Source organism: Streptomyces venezuelae (genome assembly GCF_008642295.1).
In the GTDB taxonomy this organism is placed as follows: Bacteria; Actinomycetota; Actinomycetes; order Streptomycetales; family Streptomycetaceae; genus Streptomyces; species Streptomyces venezuelae_C.
The window spans coordinates 5,155,650-5,177,054 of sequence record NZ_CP029190.1 but is presented as its reverse complement, the minus strand read 5'-3'; the positions used below and the strand labels follow the sequence as shown (position 1 = coordinate 5,177,054).

The 21,405-nt window shown below is 72.5% G+C and carries 23 protein-coding genes; 14 read left to right on the top strand and 9 right to left on the bottom strand.

Annotated features, from left to right (window positions below; translation table 11 throughout):
- The first annotated feature begins 181 nt into the window (after window positions 1-181).
- The 3 genes from DEJ50_RS23280 to DEJ50_RS23270 all read left to right on the top strand — a co-directional run bounded on the left by DEJ50_RS23280 (window position 182) and on the right by DEJ50_RS23270 (window position 3,103).
- Window positions 182-850: a TetR family transcriptional regulator gene (locus DEJ50_RS23280; protein WP_150212307.1), complete on the top strand. Its 669-nt coding sequence runs from the start codon at window positions 182-184 to the stop codon at window positions 848-850.
- A gap of 181 nt (window positions 851-1,031) precedes the next feature.
- A complete protein-coding gene (locus DEJ50_RS23275; protein ID WP_190345021.1) occupies window positions 1,032-2,171 on the top strand; it encodes an alpha/beta hydrolase in 1,140 nt (379 codons plus the stop codon).
- An 86-nt stretch (window positions 2,172-2,257) separates the two neighbouring features.
- Complete coding sequence (locus DEJ50_RS23270) at window positions 2,258-3,103, top strand: DUF4429 domain-containing protein (protein ID WP_150210007.1); 846 nt, start codon at window positions 2,258-2,260, stop codon at window positions 3,101-3,103.
- A gap of 69 nt (window positions 3,104-3,172) precedes the next feature.
- On the opposite strand, the gene DEJ50_RS23265 is transcribed toward DEJ50_RS23270, so the two are convergent.
- Entirely contained in the window at window positions 3,173-4,204 is a 1,032-nt protein-coding gene (locus tag DEJ50_RS23265; protein ID WP_223837879.1) for an aldo/keto reductase, read from the bottom strand.
- Window positions 4,194-4,577 (bottom strand): MerR family transcriptional regulator, encoded by a 384-nt coding sequence (locus DEJ50_RS23260; protein WP_223837878.1) that lies wholly within the window; start codon window positions 4,575-4,577, stop codon window positions 4,194-4,196. Before DEJ50_RS23260 ends, DEJ50_RS23265 begins: the two co-directional genes overlap by 11 nt.
- 79 nt (window positions 4,578-4,656) lie before the next feature.
- On the opposite strand from DEJ50_RS23260, the gene DEJ50_RS23255 reads away from it, so the two are divergent.
- Window positions 4,657-5,478 (top strand): serine hydrolase domain-containing protein, encoded by an 822-nt coding sequence (locus DEJ50_RS23255; protein ID WP_150210001.1) that lies wholly within the window; start codon window positions 4,657-4,659, stop codon window positions 5,476-5,478.
- A 29-nt stretch (window positions 5,479-5,507) separates the two neighbouring features.
- On the opposite strand, the gene DEJ50_RS23250 is transcribed toward DEJ50_RS23255, so the two are convergent.
- Complete coding sequence (locus DEJ50_RS23250; RefSeq protein ID WP_190344652.1) at window positions 5,508-6,191, bottom strand: pirin family protein; 684 nt, start codon at window positions 6,189-6,191, stop codon at window positions 5,508-5,510.
- Between the two features lie 98 nt (window positions 6,192-6,289).
- Between DEJ50_RS23250 and DEJ50_RS23245 the strand changes: the two genes are divergently transcribed.
- From DEJ50_RS23245 to fabF, 5 genes are all read left to right on the top strand, one after another.
- Window positions 6,290-7,489 (top strand): PucR family transcriptional regulator, encoded by a 1,200-nt coding sequence (locus DEJ50_RS23245; RefSeq protein WP_150212304.1) that lies wholly within the window; start codon window positions 6,290-6,292, stop codon window positions 7,487-7,489.
- An 89-nt stretch (window positions 7,490-7,578) separates the two neighbouring features.
- Window positions 7,579-8,493, top strand: coding sequence for an ACP S-malonyltransferase (locus tag DEJ50_RS23240; protein WP_150209999.1), 915 nt, complete (start codon window positions 7,579-7,581; stop codon window positions 8,491-8,493).
- 19 nt (window positions 8,494-8,512) lie between these two features.
- Entirely contained in the window at window positions 8,513-9,517 is a 1,005-nt protein-coding gene (locus DEJ50_RS23235; protein ID WP_150209997.1) for a ketoacyl-ACP synthase III, read from the top strand.
- Between the two features lie 59 nt (window positions 9,518-9,576).
- Window positions 9,577-9,828 carry an acyl carrier protein gene (locus DEJ50_RS23230; RefSeq protein WP_150209995.1) on the top strand — a complete coding sequence of 84 codons (252 nt, stop codon included), beginning with the start codon at window positions 9,577-9,579 and terminating at the stop codon, window positions 9,826-9,828.
- A gap of 78 nt (window positions 9,829-9,906) precedes the next feature.
- Complete coding sequence (gene fabF, locus DEJ50_RS23225; protein WP_150209993.1) at window positions 9,907-11,172, top strand: beta-ketoacyl-ACP synthase II; 1,266 nt, start codon at window positions 9,907-9,909, stop codon at window positions 11,170-11,172.
- Between the two features lie 70 nt (window positions 11,173-11,242).
- On the opposite strand, the gene DEJ50_RS23220 is transcribed toward fabF, so the two are convergent.
- Window positions 11,243-11,737: a DUF3145 domain-containing protein gene (locus DEJ50_RS23220; protein WP_150209992.1), complete on the bottom strand. Its 495-nt coding sequence runs from the start codon at window positions 11,735-11,737 to the stop codon at window positions 11,243-11,245.
- Between the two features lie 251 nt (window positions 11,738-11,988).
- Between DEJ50_RS23220 and DEJ50_RS23215 the strand changes: the two genes are divergently transcribed.
- The gene (locus DEJ50_RS23215; protein WP_150209990.1) at window positions 11,989-12,909 is read left to right on the top strand and encodes an SGNH/GDSL hydrolase family protein; all 921 of its coding nucleotides are present in this window, start codon (window positions 11,989-11,991) and stop codon (window positions 12,907-12,909) included.
- Between the two features lie 115 nt (window positions 12,910-13,024).
- On the opposite strand, the gene DEJ50_RS23210 is transcribed toward DEJ50_RS23215, so the two are convergent.
- Window positions 13,025-15,463 (bottom strand): beta-glucosidase, encoded by a 2,439-nt coding sequence (locus DEJ50_RS23210; RefSeq protein WP_150209988.1) that lies wholly within the window; start codon window positions 15,461-15,463, stop codon window positions 13,025-13,027.
- A 167-nt stretch (window positions 15,464-15,630) separates the two neighbouring features.
- On the opposite strand from DEJ50_RS23210, the gene DEJ50_RS23205 reads away from it, so the two are divergent.
- Complete coding sequence (locus DEJ50_RS23205) at window positions 15,631-16,209, top strand: TetR/AcrR family transcriptional regulator (RefSeq protein ID WP_150209987.1); 579 nt, start codon at window positions 15,631-15,633, stop codon at window positions 16,207-16,209.
- 136 nt (window positions 16,210-16,345) lie between these two features.
- Window positions 16,346-17,059 carry an intradiol ring-cleavage dioxygenase gene (locus tag DEJ50_RS23200; protein ID WP_150209985.1) on the top strand — a complete coding sequence of 238 codons (714 nt, stop codon included), beginning with the start codon at window positions 16,346-16,348 and terminating at the stop codon, window positions 17,057-17,059.
- Here DEJ50_RS23200 and DEJ50_RS23195 read toward each other — a convergent pair.
- Window positions 17,026-17,397, bottom strand: coding sequence for a winged helix-turn-helix transcriptional regulator (locus DEJ50_RS23195; RefSeq protein ID WP_150209983.1), 372 nt, complete (start codon window positions 17,395-17,397; stop codon window positions 17,026-17,028). The genes DEJ50_RS23200 and DEJ50_RS23195 overlap by 34 nt on opposite strands.
- 98 nt (window positions 17,398-17,495) lie before the next feature.
- Here DEJ50_RS23195 and DEJ50_RS23190 point away from each other — a divergent pair, with 98 nt between their 5' ends.
- Window positions 17,496-18,353, top strand: coding sequence for an NAD(P)-dependent oxidoreductase (locus DEJ50_RS23190; RefSeq protein ID WP_150209982.1), 858 nt, complete (start codon window positions 17,496-17,498; stop codon window positions 18,351-18,353).
- Between the two features lie 25 nt (window positions 18,354-18,378).
- Here DEJ50_RS23190 and DEJ50_RS23185 read toward each other — a convergent pair whose 3' ends face one another.
- The 3 genes from DEJ50_RS23185 to DEJ50_RS23175 form a co-directional block, all read right to left on the bottom strand.
- Window positions 18,379-19,281, bottom strand: a complete 903-nt coding sequence (locus DEJ50_RS23185; protein WP_150209980.1) for an EI24 domain-containing protein — start codon at window positions 19,279-19,281, stop codon at window positions 18,379-18,381.
- Between the two features lie 77 nt (window positions 19,282-19,358).
- Window positions 19,359-19,784 carry an organic hydroperoxide resistance protein gene (locus tag DEJ50_RS23180; protein ID WP_150209978.1) on the bottom strand — a complete coding sequence of 142 codons (426 nt, stop codon included), beginning with the start codon at window positions 19,782-19,784 and terminating at the stop codon, window positions 19,359-19,361.
- Window positions 19,785-19,849: 65 nt separating this feature from the next.
- Window positions 19,850-20,878 (bottom strand): NADP-dependent oxidoreductase, encoded by a 1,029-nt coding sequence (locus DEJ50_RS23175; RefSeq protein ID WP_150209977.1) that lies wholly within the window; start codon window positions 20,876-20,878, stop codon window positions 19,850-19,852.
- Window positions 20,879-20,970: 92 nt separating this feature from the next.
- On the opposite strand from DEJ50_RS23175, the gene DEJ50_RS23170 reads away from it, so the two are divergent.
- The gene (locus DEJ50_RS23170) at window positions 20,971-21,393 is read left to right on the top strand and encodes a MarR family winged helix-turn-helix transcriptional regulator (RefSeq protein WP_150209975.1); all 423 of its coding nucleotides are present in this window, start codon (window positions 20,971-20,973) and stop codon (window positions 21,391-21,393) included.
- Window positions 21,394-21,405: the final 12 nt, after the last annotated feature.

The window sequence follows — 21,405 nt, the reverse complement described above, 5'->3', positions numbered from 1 at the left end:
CCCTTCCGCGCCGGAACGCGGGGGCCGGGGCCACCTCGGGGATGCCCCGATCGTGTCAGGCGCGACACCGCTCCCGAACGGCTCAACGGGTCCGCCGCGGCCGGCTCGGGCACCGGTACCCTGACCGCTCACCCGGGGTCGGCGAGCACAGCACTGAAGGCACGGAGAGGACCATGCGGTGATCACCCACCAGCGGCCCGCGACGGCGAGGGCGGCGACGGCCGGACTGCGCGAACGCAAGAAGCAGCGCACCCGTGACGCCCTGCTCCGCTCCGCCCTCCTGCTCTTCACCTCGCAGGGCTACGAGCAGACGACCGTCGACGAGATCACCGAGGCGGTCGAGGTCTCCCAGCGCACCTTCTTCCGGTACTTCGCCAACAAGGAGGAGGCGGCCTTCGCGGTGCAGGACCTGGTCGAGGCGCACTTCGTGGCCGCGCTGGCGGCCCGGCCCGCCGCCGAGGGCCCCATGGAGGCCCTCCGCAACTCCGTGCTCGCCGCCTGGGACACCCTCGAGGAGGCGCTCTCCGACGTGGTCCCGGTCGAGCTGCACATGCGCGCCTACCGGCTGATCGAGTCCACTCCCGCACTGCTGGCCGTGCACCTGCGCCGGTCCACCGAGCTGGAGGAGCGCATCGCCCGGCTGATCGCCCACCGCGAGGGCCTGGACCTGGACACCGACCCGCGTCCCCGGGTGGCGGTGGCCGCCTTCTCCGGGGTGATCCGGATGACCGGACGGCTCTGGGGGCGGGGCGAGGACACCAGCGTGGCGGCGATCCGGCGGATGACCGAGGACTGCCTGGACCAGATCGGCCCGGCCCTGGCGGCCGGCTGGCACGGCCGGCCGGCCTGACCGGAGGCGCACGGCGACACACAACACACCCCCCGGGGACGTGAGTCCTGCCACCCTGTGCACCGCGTCCGGAAAACGTCTCCTAGGGTATTTCCCAGTGAACGTGCCCGGCCCCGCCCATCCCCTCCCCGCTTCTCCCACCACCCTGCGCGCCCTGCTGGCGCTCGCGGTGGTGTTCGTCATGCTGGCGATCACCGGGTGGACCAGCGTGTACCGGCCCGAGGCGGGGGTCTCCCCGCGGGCTACGGCCCTCACCGAATGGGCCGGAGCCCGGGCCGACGGCCGGCCGGTGCCGCCCGCCGATGCACCGGTGCGGACGGTCGCGCGGTTCTTCGCGAGCCTCGACGGAGCGCAGCAGGCCCGGCTGGCCGACCGGTACCCGCTGGTGGTCGGCAACCTGAACGGCGCGCCCGCGCCGGTGCGCTACCGCGCCAACCGGGTCGCCCTCGACCATGCGCGCGCGGTGGAGCGGACCCGGGCGCGGGACGTCCGGCTGTCGCCGGCCGTCCGTGGCGAGGCGGGCCGGCGGGTGCACCGCTTCGGATCGATGATGACCGAAGGCCGGCAGATCCTCGCCTTCGACCCGACGGGCGGCGGCCGGGCCGCCGAGGTGTTCGGCGATCTCGACCGGGCCCGCCGGATCTCCGTGATCGTTCCCGGGGTCGACACCGACCTGCTGACCTTCGAGCGGACGGCGCGCCGCTGGACCGCCCCGGTGGGGATGGCCGAGTCGCTGTACGCCGCCCAGCGCGCGGCGGCCCCCGGCCTGCCGACCGCGGTGATCGCCTGGGCCGACTACACCGCGCCGGGCGGCGTCGGGGTGGACGCGGCCACCGGCCGGATGGCCGTGGACGGCGGGGTACGGCTGGTGGCCCTCACCGCGGCGCTGCCCTCGGACGCCACCACGACCCTGTTCTGCCACAGCTACGGCTCCGTGGTCTGCGGGGTCGCGGCGTCCCGGCTGCCGCGCCGGGTCACCGACATCGTGGTGGCGGGCAGCCCCGGCATGCGGGCCGGGAACGTGGACGAGCTGGGTGCCACCGCCCAGGTGTGGGCGACCCGGGCCCAGGGCGACTGGATCGCGGACGTGCCGCACCTGGAGGTCGGCGGCGTGGGCCACGGGGCGGACCCGATGTCCGAGGACTTCGGGGCACGGCTGCTGTCCTCGGCCGGGGCGAAGAACCACACCGGCTATTTCGAGCCAGGCACGGTCTCGGTGGACAACTTCGCCAAAATCGGAACCGGCTCATACGCTTCCGTGGTGTGCGCACCTCAGGATGAGGCGTGCCTCCGCGGTATTTCCGGGACAGAAGCGGACTGACGCGGGTAGAGACCGGGGAATCGTCAGGAAACCGGTCTTGGCAGCGAGACTCCCGGCCGAGCCCGCCGCCCCTTACCATGGCCCGCATGGGTGACGTACTGGCCGGAAATCATGCCGTCTGGGAGTTCGACTCGGACTCGGTGCTCATCCGCTTCGCACGGGGGATCAGGACACGGCGACTGTGGAACGCGCTCGGGGAGCGGCGTATCCCGTACGAGGCGCTGTCCGGGCTGAGCCTGACTCCGGGCAAGCGGGACACCAGCGTGCTGCGAGCCGCGCCGAGACCGGGCGCGGACCCGCTGATGGAGCTCGCCGACGGGCAGCTCAAGGAGGTCTGCGACCCGTACCGGCTGGTGCTGCCGGGCGACCGGGCGCCGCAGGCCGCTTCCCTGATCGAGGCGGTGCGCCCGGAGCTGGGCCCGGCCGAGGAGGCCCCGGCCTTCCTGGTGGAGGTGCCGGAGCCGCCCGTTGTGCTCAAGGCGTACGACGCGCGGGCCGCTTTCGACGGCTCCGCCGTCACGTTCCGCTGGTCCCGTACGGGCGCCAGCAGCACCAAGTGGAAGACCGGCGACCGGGAGTACCCGCTGACCGCGCTGAGCGGGGTGGAGTGGCACTCCCCGGAGCGCCCGGGCGGGCATCTGCGGCTGCGGCTGCGCGAGGACGGCGGCGGCCCGGACACCGCGCCGGACCAGGATCCGGCCGCGGTGGTCTTCGCGGTGGGGTACGGGGCGGTGCACGAGTCGCTGCCGTTCGCGGCGGCGGTGCTGGCCGCCGTGCGGGCGCGGACCCCGGTGGCCTCGGTGCCGGCGGCCCGGCTGTCGCCCGAAACCTCGGACCGGATGCGGCACTTGAGCGAGCTGCACGGGGCGGGACTGCTGACGGACGCGGAGTACACGGCCCTGCGGGATCGTTTCTCCACCGAGGCCGGCTGACCCGCTGAGCGGGCCCGGCGGGGCGCCGGGGCCGTGGCTTCACCCCGGCCCCGGCCCCGGCCCCCGTGGCTATTCGCGGGCCGCCGAGGTGGAGCTCATGTCCGGGTAGCGGTCGCCCGCGACCTCGGCGGCCAGGGGTTCCAGGGCCGCCAGCTCCGCGGGCGTCAGGGTGATCCGGGCGGCTGCCACGTTCTCCGCGAGCCGGCCGGAGTGCCGGGTGCCCGGGATCGGGACCACGGTCAGACCGTGGACCTCGGCCCGCTGGTGCACCCAGGCCAGCGCGATCTGTGCCGGGGTGGCCCCGTGGCCCGCCGCAATCTCCCGGACCGGGGCCAGCAGGGCCGCATTGGACCGGGCGTTGTCGCCGGTGAACCGGGGCTGGAAGCGCCGGAAGTCACCCGCGGACAGATCGGCACCGGCATCCGCGAACGCACCGGTCAGGAAGCCCCGCCCGAGCGGGGAGTACGGCACGAAGGCCACCCCCAGCTCCGCCGCCGCGGCCACCGCGCTGCGCTCCACATCCCGGCTGAACAGCGACCACTCCGACTGCAGCGCGGCGATCGGGTGCACCGCGTGCGCCTCGCGCAGCTCCGCGCCGGTGACCTCGCTCAGGCCGAGGTGCCGCACCTTGCCCTCGGCCACCAGCTCGGCCATCGCCCCCACCGACTCGGCCAGCGGCACCGCCGGGTCCCGCCGGTGCATGTAGTACAGGTCGATGGTCTCGATTCCCAGCCGCTTCAGACTGGCCTCCACCGCCTGCCGCAGGTACCGGCGGTCATTGCGGATGCCCCGGTGGTGCGGGTCGTCGGTGCGCTCGATGGCGAACTTGGTCGCCAGCACCACCTCCTCCCGGTGCGCGGCCAGGAACGGCGCCAGGAACTCCTCGTTCCGCCCGCGGCCGTAGATGTCCGCCGTGTCCAGCAGGGTCACCCCGGCCGCCAGGGCCGCGTCCAGGGTGTCCCGGGCCGCCGCCTCGTCCGTGTCCCCGTAGAACTCGCTCATGCCCATGCAGCCGAGGCCCTGGACGCCGACCTCCGGGCCGTCCGCCCCCAGCCGTACCCGCCCGATCCCGGTCCCGGCACCTATTCCGTTACTGCCCACCGCAGTTCCTCCCCGCATACGTTCCGATCTTGAGGTCCAGTACGGCGAGCGCGTCCGACAGTTCCGCGATCCGCGCCCGCACCTCGTCCCTGGTCCGCTCCAGCAGCTCCCGCCGGGCCCCGGAGGTGTGCTCGCCGGCGCGGACCAGTTCCGCGTACCGGACCATGTCCGCCACCGACATCCCGGTGGCCCGCAGCTTGCCCACGAAGGCCAGCCAGTCCAGGTCCCGGTCGGTGAACCGGCGCTGCCCGGAGTGCGAGCGGTCCACCTGGGGCATCAGCCCGATCCGCTCGTACCAGCGCAGCGTGTGCTGGCTCAGACCGGTCCGGGCCTCGACCTCGCTGATCGTGTACCGCGTCTCCGTCAGGCTCATGGCGCCCACGCTAAATCCCTGGAGCGCACTCCAAGCAAGTAGGCTCGGCGGCATGGAGAGCCTGGAGGGCCTGGAGAGCATGGAAAGTCTGCGCGTCATCGAGAACTGGCCGGTGCCGACCGCCGCCGCGGCCGTCGTCCGGGCGGACGGCAGCATCGCCGGTGCGCACGGACCGGTGGACCACCGCTTCCCGCTGGCCTCCGTCACCAAGCCGCTGACCGCGTACGCCGCCCTGGTCGCCTACGAGGAGGGCGCGGTCGAACTCGACGAGCCGGCCGGCCCGGAGGGCTCGACGGTCCGTCACCTGCTGGCCCACACCAGCGGACTGGCCTTCGACGAGCACCGCGCCATGGCCCCGGCCGGGCAGCGCCGGCTCTACTCCAACGCCGGCTTCGAGGTCCTCGGCGACCACATCGCCAAGGCCACCGGCATCCCCTTCGCCGAATACCTCCAGCAGGCCGTGTTCGAGCCGCTGGGCATGGCCTCGACCGCGCTGGAGGGTTCGCCGGCGAAGGACGGCGTGTCCACCGTCGCCGACCTGGTGCGGTTCGCCGCCGAGCTCCAGTCGCCCCGGCTGCTCGATGCGTCGACGGTCGCCGAGGCCACCTCGGTGGTCCACCCGGGCCTCAAGGGGGTGCTGCCCGGCTACGGAATCCAGTCCCCCAACGACTGGGGCCTCGGGATGGAGATCCGCAACGGCAAGTCCCCGCACTGGACCGGATCCGGCTCTTCCGCGCGCACCTTCGGGCACTTCGGCCAGTCCGGCACCTTCCTGTGGGTGGACCCGCAGGCCGGCGCCGCCTGCGTGGCGCTGACCGACCGCGCGTTCGGCCCGTGGGCGGTCGAGGCCTGGCCGCCGTTCACCGACGGGGTGCTGGCGGAACTCGCGCGCTCCGCCTGACGGACGGGGCTGCGTCCACCGGACACCCGCTAGGGCAGTTCCCAGATCAGCAGTTCCCCCGGGGACCCGGCCAGGATCGCGAGGTCCTTGCTCTCCTCCGGGGACCCCGTGCCGGTGATCCGCACCGAGTCCCCGGGCCCCAGCTCCGTCCCGTCCAGCCGCAGGTCCCCGCGCACCACGTGCACGTACACCCGGGGTGCAGCCGGCAGGGCGATCCGTTCGCCCGCGCCCGGCCGCCGGATGTGGAGCACCGCCGCCGCGGCCGGCAGCTCGTACGGTGTGGCGTCCGCGATCCGGCGGACGATCCCGTACGAGGGATCCGCGCCGGCCTGCGCGGCGGCATCGGCGGGCGCCAGCCACATCTGCACGAACCGCAGCGGCTCGGTGCCCTCGTTGCGCTCGATGTGCCGCACCCCGCCGGCCGCGCTCAGGTGCTGGAGGTCGCCGGGCCGGACGGTGCCGGTGTGACCGGCGGTGTCCTTGTGCGTCAGCTCGCCCTCGACCACCCAGGTGACGATCTCCGTGTGGCTGTGCGGGTGCTCGTCGAAGCCCGCGCCCGGGGCCAGTCTCTCCTCGTTGACCGCGAGGACCGGGCCGAACCGCAGGTTGTCCGGGTCGTAGAAATTTCCGAAGGAGAACGCGTGCCGGGTGTCGATCCCGGCCGCCTCGTCCCCGCCCCGGTACCGGTCCGCGCCTCGGCGTACTTCCATCATGACCGCCACGGTAGCGAACCCCGGGCCTCCGACCGGCCGCCCGGATAAGGCAGTCTTGTCCCGTGCCCCAACCCGAACGTGAGCATTCCCCCGAGCAGGTGCCCGAGGCTGCGCCCGCGCACCTGCCCGCGCAGCCCGCCCATCCGCACACCGCGACGCTGCGCCGGCTGGAGAAGTCCTCCGGGCGGCTGGCCGCGAACGCGATCGCCCGTATGGACGAGACGCTGCCGTGGTACCGGGCGATGCCCCCGGAGAACCGGTCCTGGATCGGCCTGGTCGCCCAGGCCGGCATCGCCGCGTTCACCGAGTGGTTCCGGCACCCCGAGACCCCGCAGGCGATCTCGACCGATGTCTTCGGCACCGCTCCGCGCGAGCTGACCCGGGCGATCACCCTGCGCCAGACCGTGGAGATGGTCCGGACGACCATCGAGGTCATGGAAACGGCCATCGAGGAGGTCGCCGCCCCCGGCGACGAGTCGATCCTGCGCGAGGCCCTGCTCGTCTACGCCCGGGAGATCGCCTTCGCCACCGCCCAGGTGTACGCGCAGGCCGCCGAGGCCCGCGGTGCCTGGGACGCCCGGCTGGAGTCGCTGGTGGTCAACGCGGTGCTGTCCGGGGAGGCCGACGAGGGCGCTCTGTCCCGGGCCGCGGCGCTGGGCTGGAACTCGCCGGAGCACGTGTGCGTGGTGCTGGGCACGGCCCCGGACGGGGACAGCGAACTGACCGTCGAGGCGATCCGGCGGGCCTCCCGGCACGCCAAGCTGCAGGTGCTCACCGGGGTGCTCGGCGACCGGCTCGTGGTCATCGCCGGTGGCAGCGACAATCCGCTCCAGGTTGCGAAGTCGCTGATCGGGCCGTTCGCGGCCGGCCCGGTGGTGGCGGGGCCGGTGGTGCCGGACCTGATGGCGGCGACCCGGTCCGCGCAGGCCGCCACGGCCGGGCTGAAGGCCTGCTCGGCCTGGCAGGACGCGCCCCGGCCGGTCCTCGCGGACGATCTCCTGCCGGAGCGCGCGATCGCCTCCGACCCTTCGGCGCGCGAGCAGCTGGTGGAGGAGATCTACAGACCGCTTGAAGAAGCGGGCTCAGCTTTGCTTGAGACGCTCAGCGTGTACCTGGAGCAGGCGAGCAGTCTCGAAGGCGCAGCTCGGATGCTGTTTGTGCACCCCAACACCGTGCGCTACCGGCTCCGACGTGTGACCGACGTCACCGGCTGGTCACCCTCCGATGTCCGCTCAGCGTTCACTCTGCGGATCGCGCTGATTCTCGGGCGTCTGGCCGACGGAGATCAGCAGTCCTAGACTTTTGTCGGACATCAACAATTCCCCCGACTGTTCTTCGTCCCTGTCCCCACGGGCGGGGCGGACCGACAACAAGAGAGAGTGTGAGGGTGCTCGTACTCGTCGCTCCCGGCCAAGGCGCTCAGACGCCCGGCTTCCTGACCCCCTGGCTCGAACTGCCCGGCGCCGCCGACCGTGTCGCCGCCTGGTCCGAGGCCATTGAGCTCGACCTTGCCCACTTCGGCACGAAGGCGGACGCGGACGAGATCCGCGACACCGCGGTGGCGCAGCCGCTGCTGGTGGCCGCCGGGCTGCTGGCAGCCGCCCACCTCGACGGCATCACGCCCGGCGCCGTCGCCGGTCACAGCGTCGGTGAGATCACGGCCGCCGCGTACGCCGGTGTGCTGAGCCACGAGGACGCGCTGTCCTTCGTCCGCACCCGCGGGCTGGGCATGGCGGAGGCCGCCAAGGTCACGCCGACCGGCATGTCCGCGGTGCTCGGCGGTGACCAGGACGTGGTCGTCGCGCACCTGGAGAAGCTGGGGCTGACCCCGGCGAACATCAACGGCGCCGGACAGATCGTGGCCGCCGGCACCGAGGAGCAGCTGGCCGCCCTGGCGGCCGACAAGCCCGAGGGCAGCATGAAGGTCGTCGCCCTCAAGGTCGCGGGCGCCTTCCACACGCACCACATGGCGCCTGCGGTGGCCCGGCTGGAGGAGGCCGCCCAGGCCCTGTCCCCCGCCGACCCGGCTGTCGCGTACATCTCCAACAAGGACGGTCAGGCCGTCGCCACGGGCGCCGAGGTCGTCGCCCGTCTGGTCGGTCAGGTCGCCAACCCGGTCCGCTGGGACCTGTGCATGGAGACCTTCGCCGGACTCGGCGTCACCGGGATCATCGAGCTGTGCCCCGGTGGCACCCTGACGGGGCTGGCCAAGCGCGCCCTCAAGGGCGTGCCCTCCGTGGCCCTCAAGACCCCGGACGACCTCGAGCAGGCCAAGGCGCTCGTCGCCTCGCTCACGGTCTGACAGAAGGAGCCCACACAGCATGTCGAAGATCAAGCCTGCCAAGGGCTCCCCCTACGCACGCATCCTCGGGGTCGGCGGATACCGGCCGACCCGGGTGGTGCCCAACGAGGTGATCCTGGAGACGATCGACTCGTCCGACGAGTGGATCCGCTCCCGGTCCGGTATCGCCACCCGCCACTGGGCCTCTCCGCAGGAGACCGTGGCCGCGATGTCGGTGGAGGCGTCGGGCAAGGCTCTTGCCGACGCCGGGATCTCCCCGGAGCAGATCGGTGCCGTGATCGTCTCGACGGTCTCGCACTTCAAGCAGACCCCGGCCGTGGCGACCGAGATCGCCGACCGGATCGGTGCCGGCAAGCCCGCGGCGTTCGACATCTCGGCGGGCTGCGCCGGCTTCGGCTACGGCCTCACCCTGGCCAAGGGGCTGGTCGTTGAAGGATCCGCCGAGTACGTGCTGGTCATCGGCGTGGAGCGGCTCTCGGACCTGACCGACCTGGAGGACCGCGCGACGGCCTTCCTGTTCGGTGACGGTGCCGGTGCCGTGGTCGTGGGCCCCTCGCCGGAGCCGGCCATCGGCCCCACGGTGTGGGGTTCGGAGGGCGACAAGTCCGAGACCATCAAGCAGACCGTGCCGTGGGACGAGTACCGCGGCGCCGACGGCGGCGAGAAGTTCCCGGCCATCACGCAGGAGGGCCAGGCGGTGTTCCGCTGGGCCGTCTTCGAGATGGCCAAGGTGGCCCAGCAGGCGCTCGACGCGGCCGGGATCACCGCGGACGACCTGGACGTCTTCATTCCGCACCAGGCAAACATGCGGATCATCGACTCGATGGTGAAGACTCTGAAACTGCCGGAGCACGTGACGGTCGCCCGTGACGTGGAAACCACCGGCAACACCTCGGCCGCCTCGATCCCGCTCGCGATGGAGCGGCTCCTGGCGACCGGAGCGGCGAAGAGCGGCGACACCGCACTCGTCATCGGCTTCGGGGCGGGACTCGTCTACGCCGCGACGGTCGTTACCCTCCCCTAGGGCCGGGGGATCGTTTCCCCGCCCGAGATCTACCCAGACAGCTAGAGAAGGAGCGCCACATGGCCGCCACGCAGGAAGAGATCGTCGAGGGCCTCGCCGAGATCGTCAACGAGATCGCCGGTATCCCGGTCGAGGACGTCCAGGTCGACAAGTCCTTCACCGATGACCTGGACGTCGACTCGCTGTCGATGGTCGAGGTCGTCGTCGCCGCCGAAGAGCGCTTCGAGGTGAAGATCCCCGACGAGGACGTCAAGAACCTGAAGACCGTCGGCGACGCCACGGAGTACATCCTGAAGCACCAGGCTGCCTGAGCCTGACGAGCGTTTGTCGCCACCCGGCGGTGGCGCCGTGACAATTCAGCACCCTCTACACGTGGAGAAAGAATTCCTGTGAGCCCGACCAATCGCACCGTGGTCGTCACCGGTATCGGCGCAACCACTCCGCTGGGTGGCGACAGCGCATCGACCTGGGAAGGTCTGCTTGCCGGCCGTTCCGGAGTGAAGCCCCTGGAGGGCGAGCGCTTCGCCGAACTCCCGGTCCGCATCGCCGCGCCGGCCGCCGTCGACCCGAGCGAGGTTCTGCCCCGGCCGCTGGCCCGCAAGCTGGACCGCTCGGCGCAGTTCGCGCTGATCGCCGCCAAGGAAGCGTGGGCCGACGCCGGATACACCGCTCCGGCGGGCGAGGACGCCTCGGTCGCCCCGGAGCGCCTGGGCACCGTGATCGCCTCCGGTATCGGCGGTGTCACCACGCTGCTCGACCAGTACGACGTACTGAAGGAAAAGGGTGTGCGCCGGGTTTCCCCGCACACCGTCCCCATGCTCATGCCGAACGGCCCCTCCGCCAACGTCGGCCTGGAGGTGAACGCCCAGGCGGGCGTGCACACCCCGGTGTCCGCGTGTGCCTCGGGTGCCGAGGCCATCGGCTACGCCGTCGAGATGATCCGTACCGGCCGGGCCGACGTGGTCGTCGCCGGCGGTACCGAGGCGGCGATCCACCCGCTGCCGATCGCCGCGTTCGCCAACATGATGGCGATGTCCAAGAACAACGAGGAGCCCACCAAGGCCTCCCGCCCGTACGACAAGGGCCGGGACGGCTTCGTCCTCGGCGAGGGCGCGGGTGTCGTGGTGCTGGAGTCCGCGGAGCACGCCGCCGCGCGCGGTGCCCGGGTGTACTGCGAGGTGCTGGGCCAGGGCCTGTCGGCCGACTCCCACCACATCGCGCAGCCAGAGCCGACCGGCCGCGGTGTCGCGGCGGCGGTCCAGAACCTGCTCGACAACACGGGTCTGAAGCCGGCCGAGGTGGTCCACCTCAACGCGCACGCCACGTCCACCCCGCAGGGCGACATCGCCGAGATCAAGGCGCTGCGCAAGGTGCTGGGTGACGACCTCGACCACGTGGCGATCTCCGCCACCAAGTCGATGACCGGTCACCTGCTGGGCGGTGCGGGCGGTATCGAGACCGTCGCGACCGTGCTGGCGCTGCACCACCGGACCGCCCCGCCGACCATCAACGTGGACGAGCTGGACGAGGACATCGACGCGGACATCGTGGTCGGCGAGCCGCGCAAGCTGCCGGCCGACGGCCAGATCGCCGCGATCAACAACTCCTTCGGCTTCGGCGGCCACAACGTCACCCTGGCGTTCCGGACCCTCTGAACCGTCTGAACCGTGTGAGACACATGCGCAGGCCCCCGCCCGGGGAACCGGGCGGGGGCCTGCTGCGTGATCAGACCACCTGGTGGAGCCAGCGGACGGGGGCGCCTTCGCCGGCGTACCGGAAGGGCTCCAGCTCGTCGTCCCAGGGCTTGCCGAGCAGCTTGGCGATCTCCCCCTCCAGTTCGGTCTCGCCGCGGGCGGACCGGGCCAGGGCGGCGCGCAGCCGGTCCTCGGGGATCAGGATGTCGCCGTGCATTCCGGTGACGGCGTGGAAGATCCCCAGCTCCGGGGTGGAGCTGTAGCGTTCGCCTTCGGCCGTGGAGCAGGGTTCGGCGGTGACCTCGAAGCGCAGCAGGTGCCAGCCGCGCAGGGCGGAGGCGAGCTTCGAGGCGGTGCCGGGTTCGGCCTGCCAGGAGAACTCGGCTCTCCAGGTGCCCGGCGAGGCGGGCTGCCTGATCCAGTCGAGGTTCACCCGTACTCCGAGCACGCCCGCGACCGCCCATTCCACATGCGGGCAGAGCGCGCGCGGTGCGGAGTGCACGTACAGAACTCCACGTGTCGTCACCGGGACCTCCAGTGTGGGACGAGGTCGGGAAGAAACTCCTGAAAACGGACAGTATGTGACGTGATGTAATTTACCGGAAACGATCAGACATTGCGTTACGGGCCCCGCGGCCGAAACGCCACGGGAAAAAGCTACCGTGCGCCGGGGGTCCCGGTGTGACGTACGGTCGGTCCAGGGCCAGGGAAACACAGAGCTTTCACTCGGCGGGACGTCCCGGGCGGACCGGCGAGGACGAGGGAGGGGAGCACGCGATGCGCACCACCACCGAGCGCCGGCGTGCGCGGACGGCGTTCGCGGGGGCGGCGGCAGCAGCAGCGGTCCTGGTGGGGGCGGTGACAGGCTGTCAGAGCGAGGGACCGGGGGCCGGCGGGGAGCGGGGCGCGCAGAACGCCGTGCGCCCCTCTCCCTCCCCCACCCCGCGCTGGAACACCTCTCCCGCGTCCATCGCCGCTGTGGGTGACTCCATCACCCGCGGTTTCGATGCCTGTTCGGTTCTCGCGGACTGCCCGGAGGCCTCCTGGGCCACCGGGGACGACCCGGAGGTCCAGTCCCTGGCCAGCCGGCTGCTGGGCAGCACCGAGGCCCCGTCGCGGAGCTGGAACCACGCCGCCACCGGTTCCCGGATGGCGGACCTGCCCGGGCAGCTGGCGGCGGCGGCCGGGAACCGGCCCGATCTGGTCACGGTGATGGTCGGGTCGAACGACGCCTGCCGTCCGACGGCTTCGGCGATGACGCCGGTGGCGGAGTTCCGGGCCGATTTCGAGAAGGGGCTGGCGGAACTGCGCAAGACCGCCCCGAAGACCCAGGTGTACGTCTCCAGCGTGCCGGACCTGCTGCGGCTGTGGCAGACCGGCAAGGACAGCCCGCTGGGCCGGCAGATCTGGAAGCTGGGGATCTGCCCGTCGATGCTGGCGGACGCAGGGTCGGTGACGCCGGCCGCGGTGGCCCGCCGCGAGCAGGTGCGGGCGCGGGTGGTGGCGTACAACGAGGTCTTGCGCGAGGTGTGCGCGAAGGACACGCTGTGCCGCTGGGACGGGGGTGCGGTGTTCCAGTACCCGTTCTCGGTGGAGCAGTTGAGCAAGTGGGACTGGTTCCATCCGGGCAAGAACGGGCAGGCCCGGCTCGCGGAGCTGGCGCACCGCCAGGTGACGGCGGCCGAACCACCGATCTAGGTGTGGTGCCCCGGCAGGGGTGCCGGGGGGACCGGGAGGGGTGCCGGAGGACCGGGAGGGACCGTCAGGTGCCGCTCCCGGTCCGGTTCGTGGGTGATTTCCGGCCACCGGTGGATCAGAGTTCCAGGGTGGCCCTCAGCCGGGTGTCGGCGGAGGAGTGGCTCGCCCGGACCTCGTAGCGCCCGCCGATCCGCCGCCAACCGGCGGCCTCCTCGTCCCAGATCTCGAAGGCCCGGACCGGCAGCGCGATCTCGGCCTCGACGCTTTCGCCGGGGCCCGCCTCGACGCCCGCGAACGCGGCCAGCCAGGCGGCCGGGCGGCCGTGGGCGTCCCCGTCCGGGGCCAGGTAGATCTGGACCACCTCGCGGCCGGGGCGGCTGCCGGTGTTGGTGAGGCGGACCCGTGCGGTGCTGCCGGTGACCTCCAGGGACTCGTACCTCCAGTCGGTGTAGCCGAGTCCGTGCCCGAAGGCGTAGGCGGGCGTGATGCCCTGCCGCTCGTAGGCGCGGTAGCCGATGAACAGGCCCTCGCAGTACTCCAGCCGGCCCTCCGTCGGGACCACCTCGGTCACCGGCGCGTCGGCGAGCACGGCCGGCCAGGTGGTGGGCAGCCGCCCGCCCGGCTCTACGGCCCCGAGCAGGACGTCGGCCAGTGCGGCCCCGCCCTCCTGGCCGGGGAACCAGGTCAGCAGTACGGCGGCGACCTCCTCGCGCCAGGGCAGTTCCACCGGGGAGCCGGCGTTCACGACCACCACGGTGTTCGGGTTGACCGCGGCCACCGCCCGGACCAGGTCGTCCTGGCGGCCCGGCAGGGCCAGGTCCTTGCGGTCGAAGCCCTCGGACTCCACGCGCTCGGTGGTGGCGACGACCACGACGGCGGTGTCCGCGGACCGGGCGGCGGCCACGGCCTCGGCGATCAGTTCGTCGGCGTCCCGCCGCGGCCCGAGGTGGAGCAGCGAGAACATGATGGCCTTGAGGGGCAGTGCGCTGGTGTCGGGGACCGTGAAGACCAGGGAGACCTCGGTGGGCTCGGCCGCGGTGAGGTGGACCCGGCCGCGCTCGCTGGGGGCGCCGAAGAAGGCCTCGAAGGGGTCGGCCTCGTCGCCCATCTGCTGGACGCCCTCCCACAGCACCCTGCCGCCGACGGAGAGGGTGAAGGCGCCCAGCCCGCGGGTGCCGAAGGCGTGTTCGCCGGTCTCGCGCGGGGTGAACGTGCCGGTGACCTCGATGGTGGCCATGGTCTCGTACGTGGCTCCGGCCGGCAGGTCGTCCCCGATCCACTGCACTTGGCCGGAGGGCAGGCTGCCCTCGCCGAGCACGGTACCGGCGGCGTCCCGGCAGACGGCGCGCAGGACGAAGCCCTGGCCGGCGGGGACGGGTTCATCGCCGGGGTCGGCGCCGACGGCGTAGCGGAGGGTGCCGGGCGGGAGGGCGGCGGTGAGGCCGTCGAGCGGGGAGACCACCCGCTCGGGGAAGACGGTGGCGGATCCGCCGCCGAGCACGCGGGCATCGCGGGCGGCGGCGCCGATGAGGGCGACCGTCCGGCCCTGCCCGGGGTCCAGGGGCAGGGCGCCGCCCTCGTTGCGGACCAGGACCATGCCGCGGGCGGCGATCTCCCGGGCCAGCGCCTGCCCGTCCACGGCCGGCGGGGCCTCGGTGACCACGGCCGGGGCGCCCTCCAGCAGACCGGCCCGGGCGGCCAGCCGCAGCACATTGCGGACGGCCTCGTCCACGGCGCTCTCCTGGACCGCGCCGGAGCGGACGGAATCGGCGAGGGCGGGCCCGTAGACGGTCTGCGGGCCGGGCATGGCCACGTCCAGCCCGCCGAGGATGCCGCGGACGGTGGACCGGGCGGCCATCCAGTCGGAGACGTTGCAGCCGTCGAATCCCCATGCGCCGCGGAGCACTTCGCCCACCAGGTGGCGGTGCTCGGTCATGGTGGTGCCGTTGACCTGGTTGTAGGCCGTCATGATGCCCCAGGGGCGGGCGTTCCTGACGATGGCCTCGAAGGGGGCCAGGTAGAGCTCGTGCAGCGGGCGCGGGGCGATGACGCTGTCGACGGTGAAGCGCTCGGTCTCGGCGTCGTTGCCGACGAAGTGCTTGACGATGGTGCCCACGCCCCCTTCCTGGACGCCGCGGACGTAGCCGGTCCCGGTCTCGCCGGTGAGGTGGGGGTCCTCGGAGTAGCACTCGAAGTGCCGGCCGCCCAGCGGGGACCGGTGCAGGTTGACGGTGGGGGCGAGCAGCACGTGGACGCCCTTGCGGCGGGCCTCCTGGGCGAGCAGCCGGCCGGCCCGGCGGGCCGTCTCGGGGTCCCAGGCGGCGGCGAGCGCGGTCGGGGAGGGCAGGGCGATCGAGGGGTCGTCGGCGGTCCAGCGGACCCCGCGGACCCCGATCGGGCCGTCGGACATCACCAGGGACGCCAGACCGATCCCGGGGATCGCGGGCAGGCTCCACATGTCCTGGCCGGCCAGGAGCCGGGCCTTGGTGTCGAGGTCGAGCTTGCCGAGCGCGGCTTCCACGACGTCGTTGCGGATCTGATCGGCATCGGTCACGGCCGGGCCTCCTCATCGAGTGCTGTGCGGGTGGCCCCATCGTGGACCTGCCACCTGGCAAGTGGTAGGTCTTGTTATGCATTCGTGACTTCTAGGGTGGGCGGATGCCGTACGGTCCTTCTGACGAGGCGAGGGGCCGAGCGAGACCGGAAGGGGCGCTGACGCGGATGCCGAGGGCCAGGAGCGAGGAGCGGCGGGGCGAGATCGTGCGCGCCGCCCTCGAAGTGATCGCGGAACGCGGTTACCGGGGCGCCTCCCTGAACACCGTCGCGGAGCGGGTGGGCCTCACCCAGCAGGGCCTGCTGCACTACTTCCCGACCAAGGAGGCCCTGCTCGTCGCGGTGCTGGAGGAACGCGACCGGTGGGACACCGGCGGCGGCTCCCGCACCGCGGCCGGGCAGTGGCGGCTGGACCTGCTGGCCTCGCTGGTGGACTACAACGCGATGCGGCCGGGCATTGTGCAGACCTTCTCGGCCCTGCTGGGCGAGAGCGTGACGGAGGGCCATCCGGCCCGGGAGTTCTTCACCGACCGCTACGCCCAGGTCCGGGCGGAGATGGCGGAGGTGCTGCGCACGGAGTTCGGCGACCGGCTGCCCTCCGGTCTCACCCCGGAGGCGGCGGCCCCGCTGCTGACGGCGGTGATGGACGGCCTCCAGTACCAGTGGCTGCTGGACCCCGCCGCAGTGGACATGCCGGCCGCCTTCCGGGCCTTCGTCACCCTGTTGCAGGGATCCGCCCCCGCCTGACCGGGTGGATCCGGGCGGGCATCCGGGCGGGCCGGCCGTGTCGGCCGCGGGCCGGGCGGGGCCCGTGCGGCACGGTGGGCGCGGTGGGCGGCCGTACGGACGCTGCGGCCCCCGGAGCGCGTATGAGGGGTTGGCCATGACCGACGACGACACCTCCCGGACGAGCCGCCGGACACTTCTGCTGGCCGCCGGATCGGCCGGGCTCGCCGGTCTGGCCGGGCTGGCCACGGCCTGCTCCGGCCCGGCCGCATCCGGCGGGGCGGCGGCCCGGCAGCCCGCGGGGGCGGCGGGGCGCGCCACCACCGGCAGCACCCCGGGCTGCGTCCTGACCCCCGAGTCGGGCGAGGGACCGTACTACGTCGCCAAGGAGCGGATCCGCTCGGACATCACCGAGGGGCAGACGGGGGTACCGCTGCGGCTGGACCTGACGGTGGTCGGGATGGCCTCGGGCTGCCGTCCGATGCCGGGGGTCGAGATCGACGTCTGGCAGGCCGGCTCCGACGGCGAGTACTCCATCGGCAAGGCCTCCTGGCTCCGCGGCACCCAGGTCACCGACGGCTCCGGCCGCTGTGTGTTCCGGACGATCGTCCCGGGCTGGTACGCGGGGCTGGCCCCGCACATCCACTTCAAGGTGCGCCCGGATGCCCGCAGCCACACCACCTCGGTGTTCTACCTCCCCGAGGACATGCTGCTGAAGGTGTACGCGGCCCAGCCGTACGCCCGCCGCAAGGCCCCGGCCCAGCCCAACGGCCGGGACGCCCGGTACCGGGACCACGGCCGCGCCATGACCCTGGCCCCGGTCACGGAGGGCACCGGCTACCGGGCCGCGTTCACCGTCGGCATCGCCTGAACCGGCCGGTGGGCGTCCGGGACGAGGTGCTTGCCGCCCCAGGCGCCGAGGGGCGCCAGCGCCTCGTTCAGTTCCACCCCGAGCGGGGTGAGCGAGTACTCCACCCGCGGGGGGACCTCGTCGTACGCCTCGCGGTGCAGGATGCCGTCCGTCTCCAGTTCGCGGAGCTGCGCCGCGAGGACCTTCTCGGTGACCCCCGGGATCATCCGGCGGAGCTCCCCGAAGCGCCGGGGACGCTCCGCCAGTGCCCACAGGATGAGCACCTTCCACTTGCCGCTGATGATCTCCATGGCCGCGTCGATGCCGCAGTGACTCGCTCCCGGACGGTGCGCCGTCATCGCCCTACCCCCTTCCGGCCTGCACGCTCACCCCAGGGTAAGCACCCACTTCGAAGTGCGTACTTGATCACCCTGCGGTCCGGATCAAGGCTAAGGGCATGACCGACACCACGGGGAAGACCCGCATTTCGCTGCTCGGGCTCGGCGCCATGGGCACCGCGCTCGCCCGGACCTGGCTCGCCGCCGGGCACCCGCTGACCGTATGGAACCGCACCGCCGCCAAGGCCGCCGCGCTGGCCGGTGAAGGGGCCGCGGTCGCGGCGAGTCCCGCCGAGGCGGTGGCGGCGGGCGACCTCGTCGTCCTGTGCCTGCTGGACGACGCCTCGGTCGGACAGGCCCTGGACGGGGTCGACCTGGCCGGGCGGGACCTGGTGAACCTGACCACCGGGACCCCCGCCGAGGGGCGGTCGCGGGCCGCCTGGGCCGAGGCCCGCGGGGCCCGGTTCGTGGACGCCGGCATCATGGCCGTACCGCCGATGATCGGCGTTCCGGAGTCCGGCGGGTACGTGTTCTACAGCGGGTCCCGCGAGGCCTTCGAGGCGCACCGGGCCGCCCTGGAGGTGCCGGCCGGCGCCCGCTTCGTGGGCACCGACCCCGGATTTGCCGCCCTGCACGATGTGGCGCTGCTGAGTGCCATGAGCGGCCTGTTCGCCGGGATGACGCACGCCTATGCGCTGGTCCGCGACGAGAAGGTCGACATGGAGGGCTTCGCGGGGCTGCTCACGGAGTGGCTGGCGGCGATGGCGCCCTTCTACGTCGCCTCCGGCGGGGCGGCCTCCGAGGACGCCAACCTGGAGATGCAGGCCGCGGGAAACCGGACCCTGCTGCGCACGGCCGCCGAGCAAGGAGTCGGCTCCGAACTGCTCGACCCCTACTTCCGGCTCATGGACCGGCAGGTGGCGGCCGGCGAGCCGGACGCGGTGGCACTGCTGCGCCACCCGGCCGACGGAGCCTGACGGCGGCGCAGCCCTACGGCCGGGCCTAGAAGGAGGCCGGGGGCGGGCCGAAGCCCGGGGAGGTCTCCGGGCCCTGGCCCGACGGCCAGGTCTGGGCGGCAGCGGACCCCTGCCCGGGAGCCTCGGGCCAGGCCTGGGCGGGAGCCTCCCCCGCGCCGTCCCCGGACTCGGTGGCAGAGCCGGTCTCCGGCTCCTCGGGCAGCAGGTCCCGCGCCAGCAGGGTGGCGCCCGCCACCGCGCCCGGCATCAGGAAGACCGCGACCAGCGGGACCAGGAAGGCCAGCACCAGCGGGACCCCGAAGCCGAGGGCCAGCCCGCGGCGGGCGCGCAGCAGGGCGAGTCTCCGGTCCAGGTCTATGTCCCGGCGCTGGAGGGCCACGGCGGTGAGTTCGAGGGTGAGGAAGAAGCCGGAGACGCAGAAGCCGATCACCGGGATCACGGTCTGGCCGATGAGGGGGATGAAGCCGAGGGCGAAGAGCAGGATGCCGTAGAGCAGCACCCGGCCGAGCACCCGCAGGCTGTCCCGGAGCGAGATCCAGAGCTCCTGGGCCAGGGAGCGGCCCGATTCCGGGACGGTACCGCCCTCGCTGCGCTCGACCTGCTCGGACAAGGACTCGTAGAACGGCTCGCCGATCAGCAGGGTCACGGCGGTGAAGGTGATCACCGCGAGGAACAGGCCGAGGCTGAACAGCAGGGCGGTCAGGAACCCGCGGAAGAGGCCGTCCCACGGGGAGGACCAGTCGTCCGCGAACGGGGTGGCCCAGCCGACCACGTCATCGGCACCGAAGCCGAGTGCGGTCAGCGCCGCCGCATACAGGACGAATGCCACCAGTCCGGGCAGCAGCCCGAATCCGAACCACCGGCCGTGCCGGAACACCCACTTCTGTCCGGCCAGCAGATAGCCGAATCCCCCACCGAAATCACGCATGGTGGCAGCTTACGGCGGAGGCCGCACCCCCCGGCGGGGGGTGCGGCCTCCGGTCACGCAGATGCCGGCGTCAGGCGTCAGGCGACGGCGAGCTCGACGGTGATGTTGCCGCGGGTGGCCTTGGAGTAGGGGCACACCTGGTGGGCCTTCTCGACGAGGTCCTTCGCGCGCTCCTGGTCCACGGTCGGAATGGAGGCGACGATCTTGACGATGATGCCGAAGCCGTCGTCGTTCTTGCCGATGCCGACCTCGGCGGTCACGGTGGCGCCGGTGATGTCGGCGTTCTCGTTGCGGGCGACGACGCCGAGCGCACCCTGGAAGCAGGCGCTGTAACCGGCGGCGAACAGCTGCTCCGGGTTGGTGCCGGCGCCGCTGCCGCCCATCTCCTTCGGCGGGTTCACGACGACCTCGAGCTGACCGTCGTTGGAGGCGACGCGGCCGTCACGGCCGTTCTCGGCGGTGGCGACAGCGGTGTACAGCACGTCGGACTGCTGGATGGACATGTAAGGAAATCCTCCTGATGTGCGCCGCGACTCGCGCCCACGGGTCGTGGCGGTGTGAGGAGAGCCTATCCGGTGAAAGAAACGATCATCTTTCCGGTGTTCTCGCCGCGCAGCATTCCGAGGAAGGCGTCGACCCCGTTCTCGATGCCCTCGACGACCGTCTCGTCGTACCGGAGCTCGCCGGAGCGCAGCCAGCCGGCCACGTCCTTGACGAACTGGTCCTTCAGCCCCCAGTGGTCGTTGACCAGGATGCCCTGGAGCCGCAGCCGCTTGCCGATGACGGCGACCAGGTTGCGCGGGCCGGGGGCCGGCTCGGTGTCGTTGTACTGGGCGATCGCACCGCAGAGGGTGGCCCGGCCGTGCACCTTGAGGGAGGAGATGGCGGCCTCGAGGTGGTCACCACCGACGTTGTCGAAGTAGACGTCGATGCCCTCGGGGGCCGCGCCCTTCAGCTGCTCGGCCACGGGCGCGGCCTTGTAGTTGAAGGCGGCGTCGAAGCCGTACTTCTCGGTGAGCAGCTTCACCTTCTCGTCCGAGCCGGCCGAGCCGATGACCCGCGAGGCGCCCTTGATCTTCGCGAACTGGCCGACGAGGCTGCCGACCGCGCCCGCCGCGCCGGACACGAACACCGCGTCGCCCTCCTTGAAGGAGGCCGTCTCGAAGAGGCCGGCATACGCGGTCATGCCCGGCATGCCCAGGACGCCGAGGTACGCCGAGAGGGGCGCGAGGGAGCCGTCCACCTTGGTGGCCTGTCCCGCCTCCACATCGGCGTACTCGCGCCAGCCCAGGCCGTGCAGCACATGGTCGCCCACCTCGAAGCCCTCGGCGGCGGAGGCGATGACCTCGCCGACCGCGCCGCCGTCCATCGGGCGGTCCAGCTCGAAGGGCGGGATGTACGACTTCACGTCGTTCATCCGGCCGCGCATGTAGGGGTCGACGGACATGTGGAGGTTGCGCACCAGGATGTGGCCGGGCGCGGGGGCGGCGACCGGTACCTCGCGCAGGGCGAAGTCGGCGGCGGTCGGCCAGCCCTGCGGGCGGGCGACCAGGTGCCACTCGCGGCTGACGGCAGGAATCGCGGAAAGGTCGGACATGAGGGCTCCCGATCGAAGAAATTACTTCAGGTGGTGAAACAACCATGCTCCTGGATATTTCATGTTGTCAAGTAAATGGGTAGGCTGGTCCCATGCCCCAGAGCCGCATCGACCCCGTCACCCTCGAAGTCGTGGACCTCATCGCCGCCGTCGTCGCCCGGTACCACGAGGAGTACGAGCACGCGGCTGCCCGCTTCCAGCTCACCGGAGCGCAGGCCAAACTCCTCGGCCTGCTGTCCCTGGAACCGCTGCCGATGCGACGCCTCGCGGACAAGCTCAGGTGCGAGCCGTCGAACGTGACCGGCATCGTGGACCGGCTGGAGAGCCGGGGCCTGGTCGAACGCAGGCCGGACCCGGCCGACCGCCGGGTGAAACTGGCCGCCCCCACCGAGGAGGGCCTGGCCACCGCCGAGCAGCTGCGCGATGCGCTCGACTTCGCGCGGGAGCCGCTCGCCGGGTTGTCCACGGCCGAGCGGGCGGTCCTGCGGGACCTGCTCCGGCGCATGCTGGACTGAGCCCGGGGCTCA

Excerpts from the sequence above, each read along its gene's own strand:
- DEJ50_RS23275 (WP_190345021.1), top strand. The coding sequence starts at position 1,032 with ATGCTGGCGATCACCGGGTGGACCAGCGTGTACCGGCCCGAGGCGGGG.
- DEJ50_RS23270 (WP_150210007.1), top strand. The coding sequence starts at position 2,258 with ATGGGTGACGTACTGGCCGGAAATCATGCCGTCTGGGAGTTCGACTCG.
- DEJ50_RS23260 (WP_223837878.1), bottom strand. The coding sequence starts at position 4,577 with ATGAGCCTGACGGAGACGCGGTACACGATCAGCGAGGTCGAGGCCCGG.
- DEJ50_RS23255 (WP_150210001.1), top strand. The coding sequence starts at position 4,657 with ATGGAAAGTCTGCGCGTCATCGAGAACTGGCCGGTGCCGACCGCCGCC.
- DEJ50_RS23250 (WP_190344652.1), bottom strand. The coding sequence starts at position 6,191 with ATGATGGAAGTACGCCGAGGCGCGGACCGGTACCGGGGCGGGGACGAG.
- DEJ50_RS23235 (WP_150209997.1), top strand. The coding sequence starts at position 8,513 with ATGTCGAAGATCAAGCCTGCCAAGGGCTCCCCCTACGCACGCATCCTC.
- DEJ50_RS23230 (WP_150209995.1), top strand. The coding sequence starts at position 9,577 with ATGGCCGCCACGCAGGAAGAGATCGTCGAGGGCCTCGCCGAGATCGTC.
- DEJ50_RS23215 (WP_150209990.1), top strand. The coding sequence starts at position 11,989 with ATGCGCACCACCACCGAGCGCCGGCGTGCGCGGACGGCGTTCGCGGGG.
- DEJ50_RS23205 (WP_150209987.1), top strand. The coding sequence starts at position 15,631 with ATGCCGAGGGCCAGGAGCGAGGAGCGGCGGGGCGAGATCGTGCGCGCC.
- DEJ50_RS23200 (WP_150209985.1), top strand. The coding sequence starts at position 16,346 with ATGACCGACGACGACACCTCCCGGACGAGCCGCCGGACACTTCTGCTG.
- DEJ50_RS23195 (WP_150209983.1), bottom strand. The coding sequence starts at position 17,397 with ATGACGGCGCACCGTCCGGGAGCGAGTCACTGCGGCATCGACGCGGCC.
- DEJ50_RS23190 (WP_150209982.1), top strand. The coding sequence starts at position 17,496 with ATGACCGACACCACGGGGAAGACCCGCATTTCGCTGCTCGGGCTCGGC.
- DEJ50_RS23185 (WP_150209980.1), bottom strand. The coding sequence starts at position 19,281 with ATGCGTGATTTCGGTGGGGGATTCGGCTATCTGCTGGCCGGACAGAAG.
- DEJ50_RS23180 (WP_150209978.1), bottom strand. The coding sequence starts at position 19,784 with ATGTCCATCCAGCAGTCCGACGTGCTGTACACCGCTGTCGCCACCGCC.
- DEJ50_RS23175 (WP_150209977.1), bottom strand. The coding sequence starts at position 20,878 with ATGTCCGACCTTTCCGCGATTCCTGCCGTCAGCCGCGAGTGGCACCTG.
- DEJ50_RS23170 (WP_150209975.1), top strand. The coding sequence starts at position 20,971 with ATGCCCCAGAGCCGCATCGACCCCGTCACCCTCGAAGTCGTGGACCTC.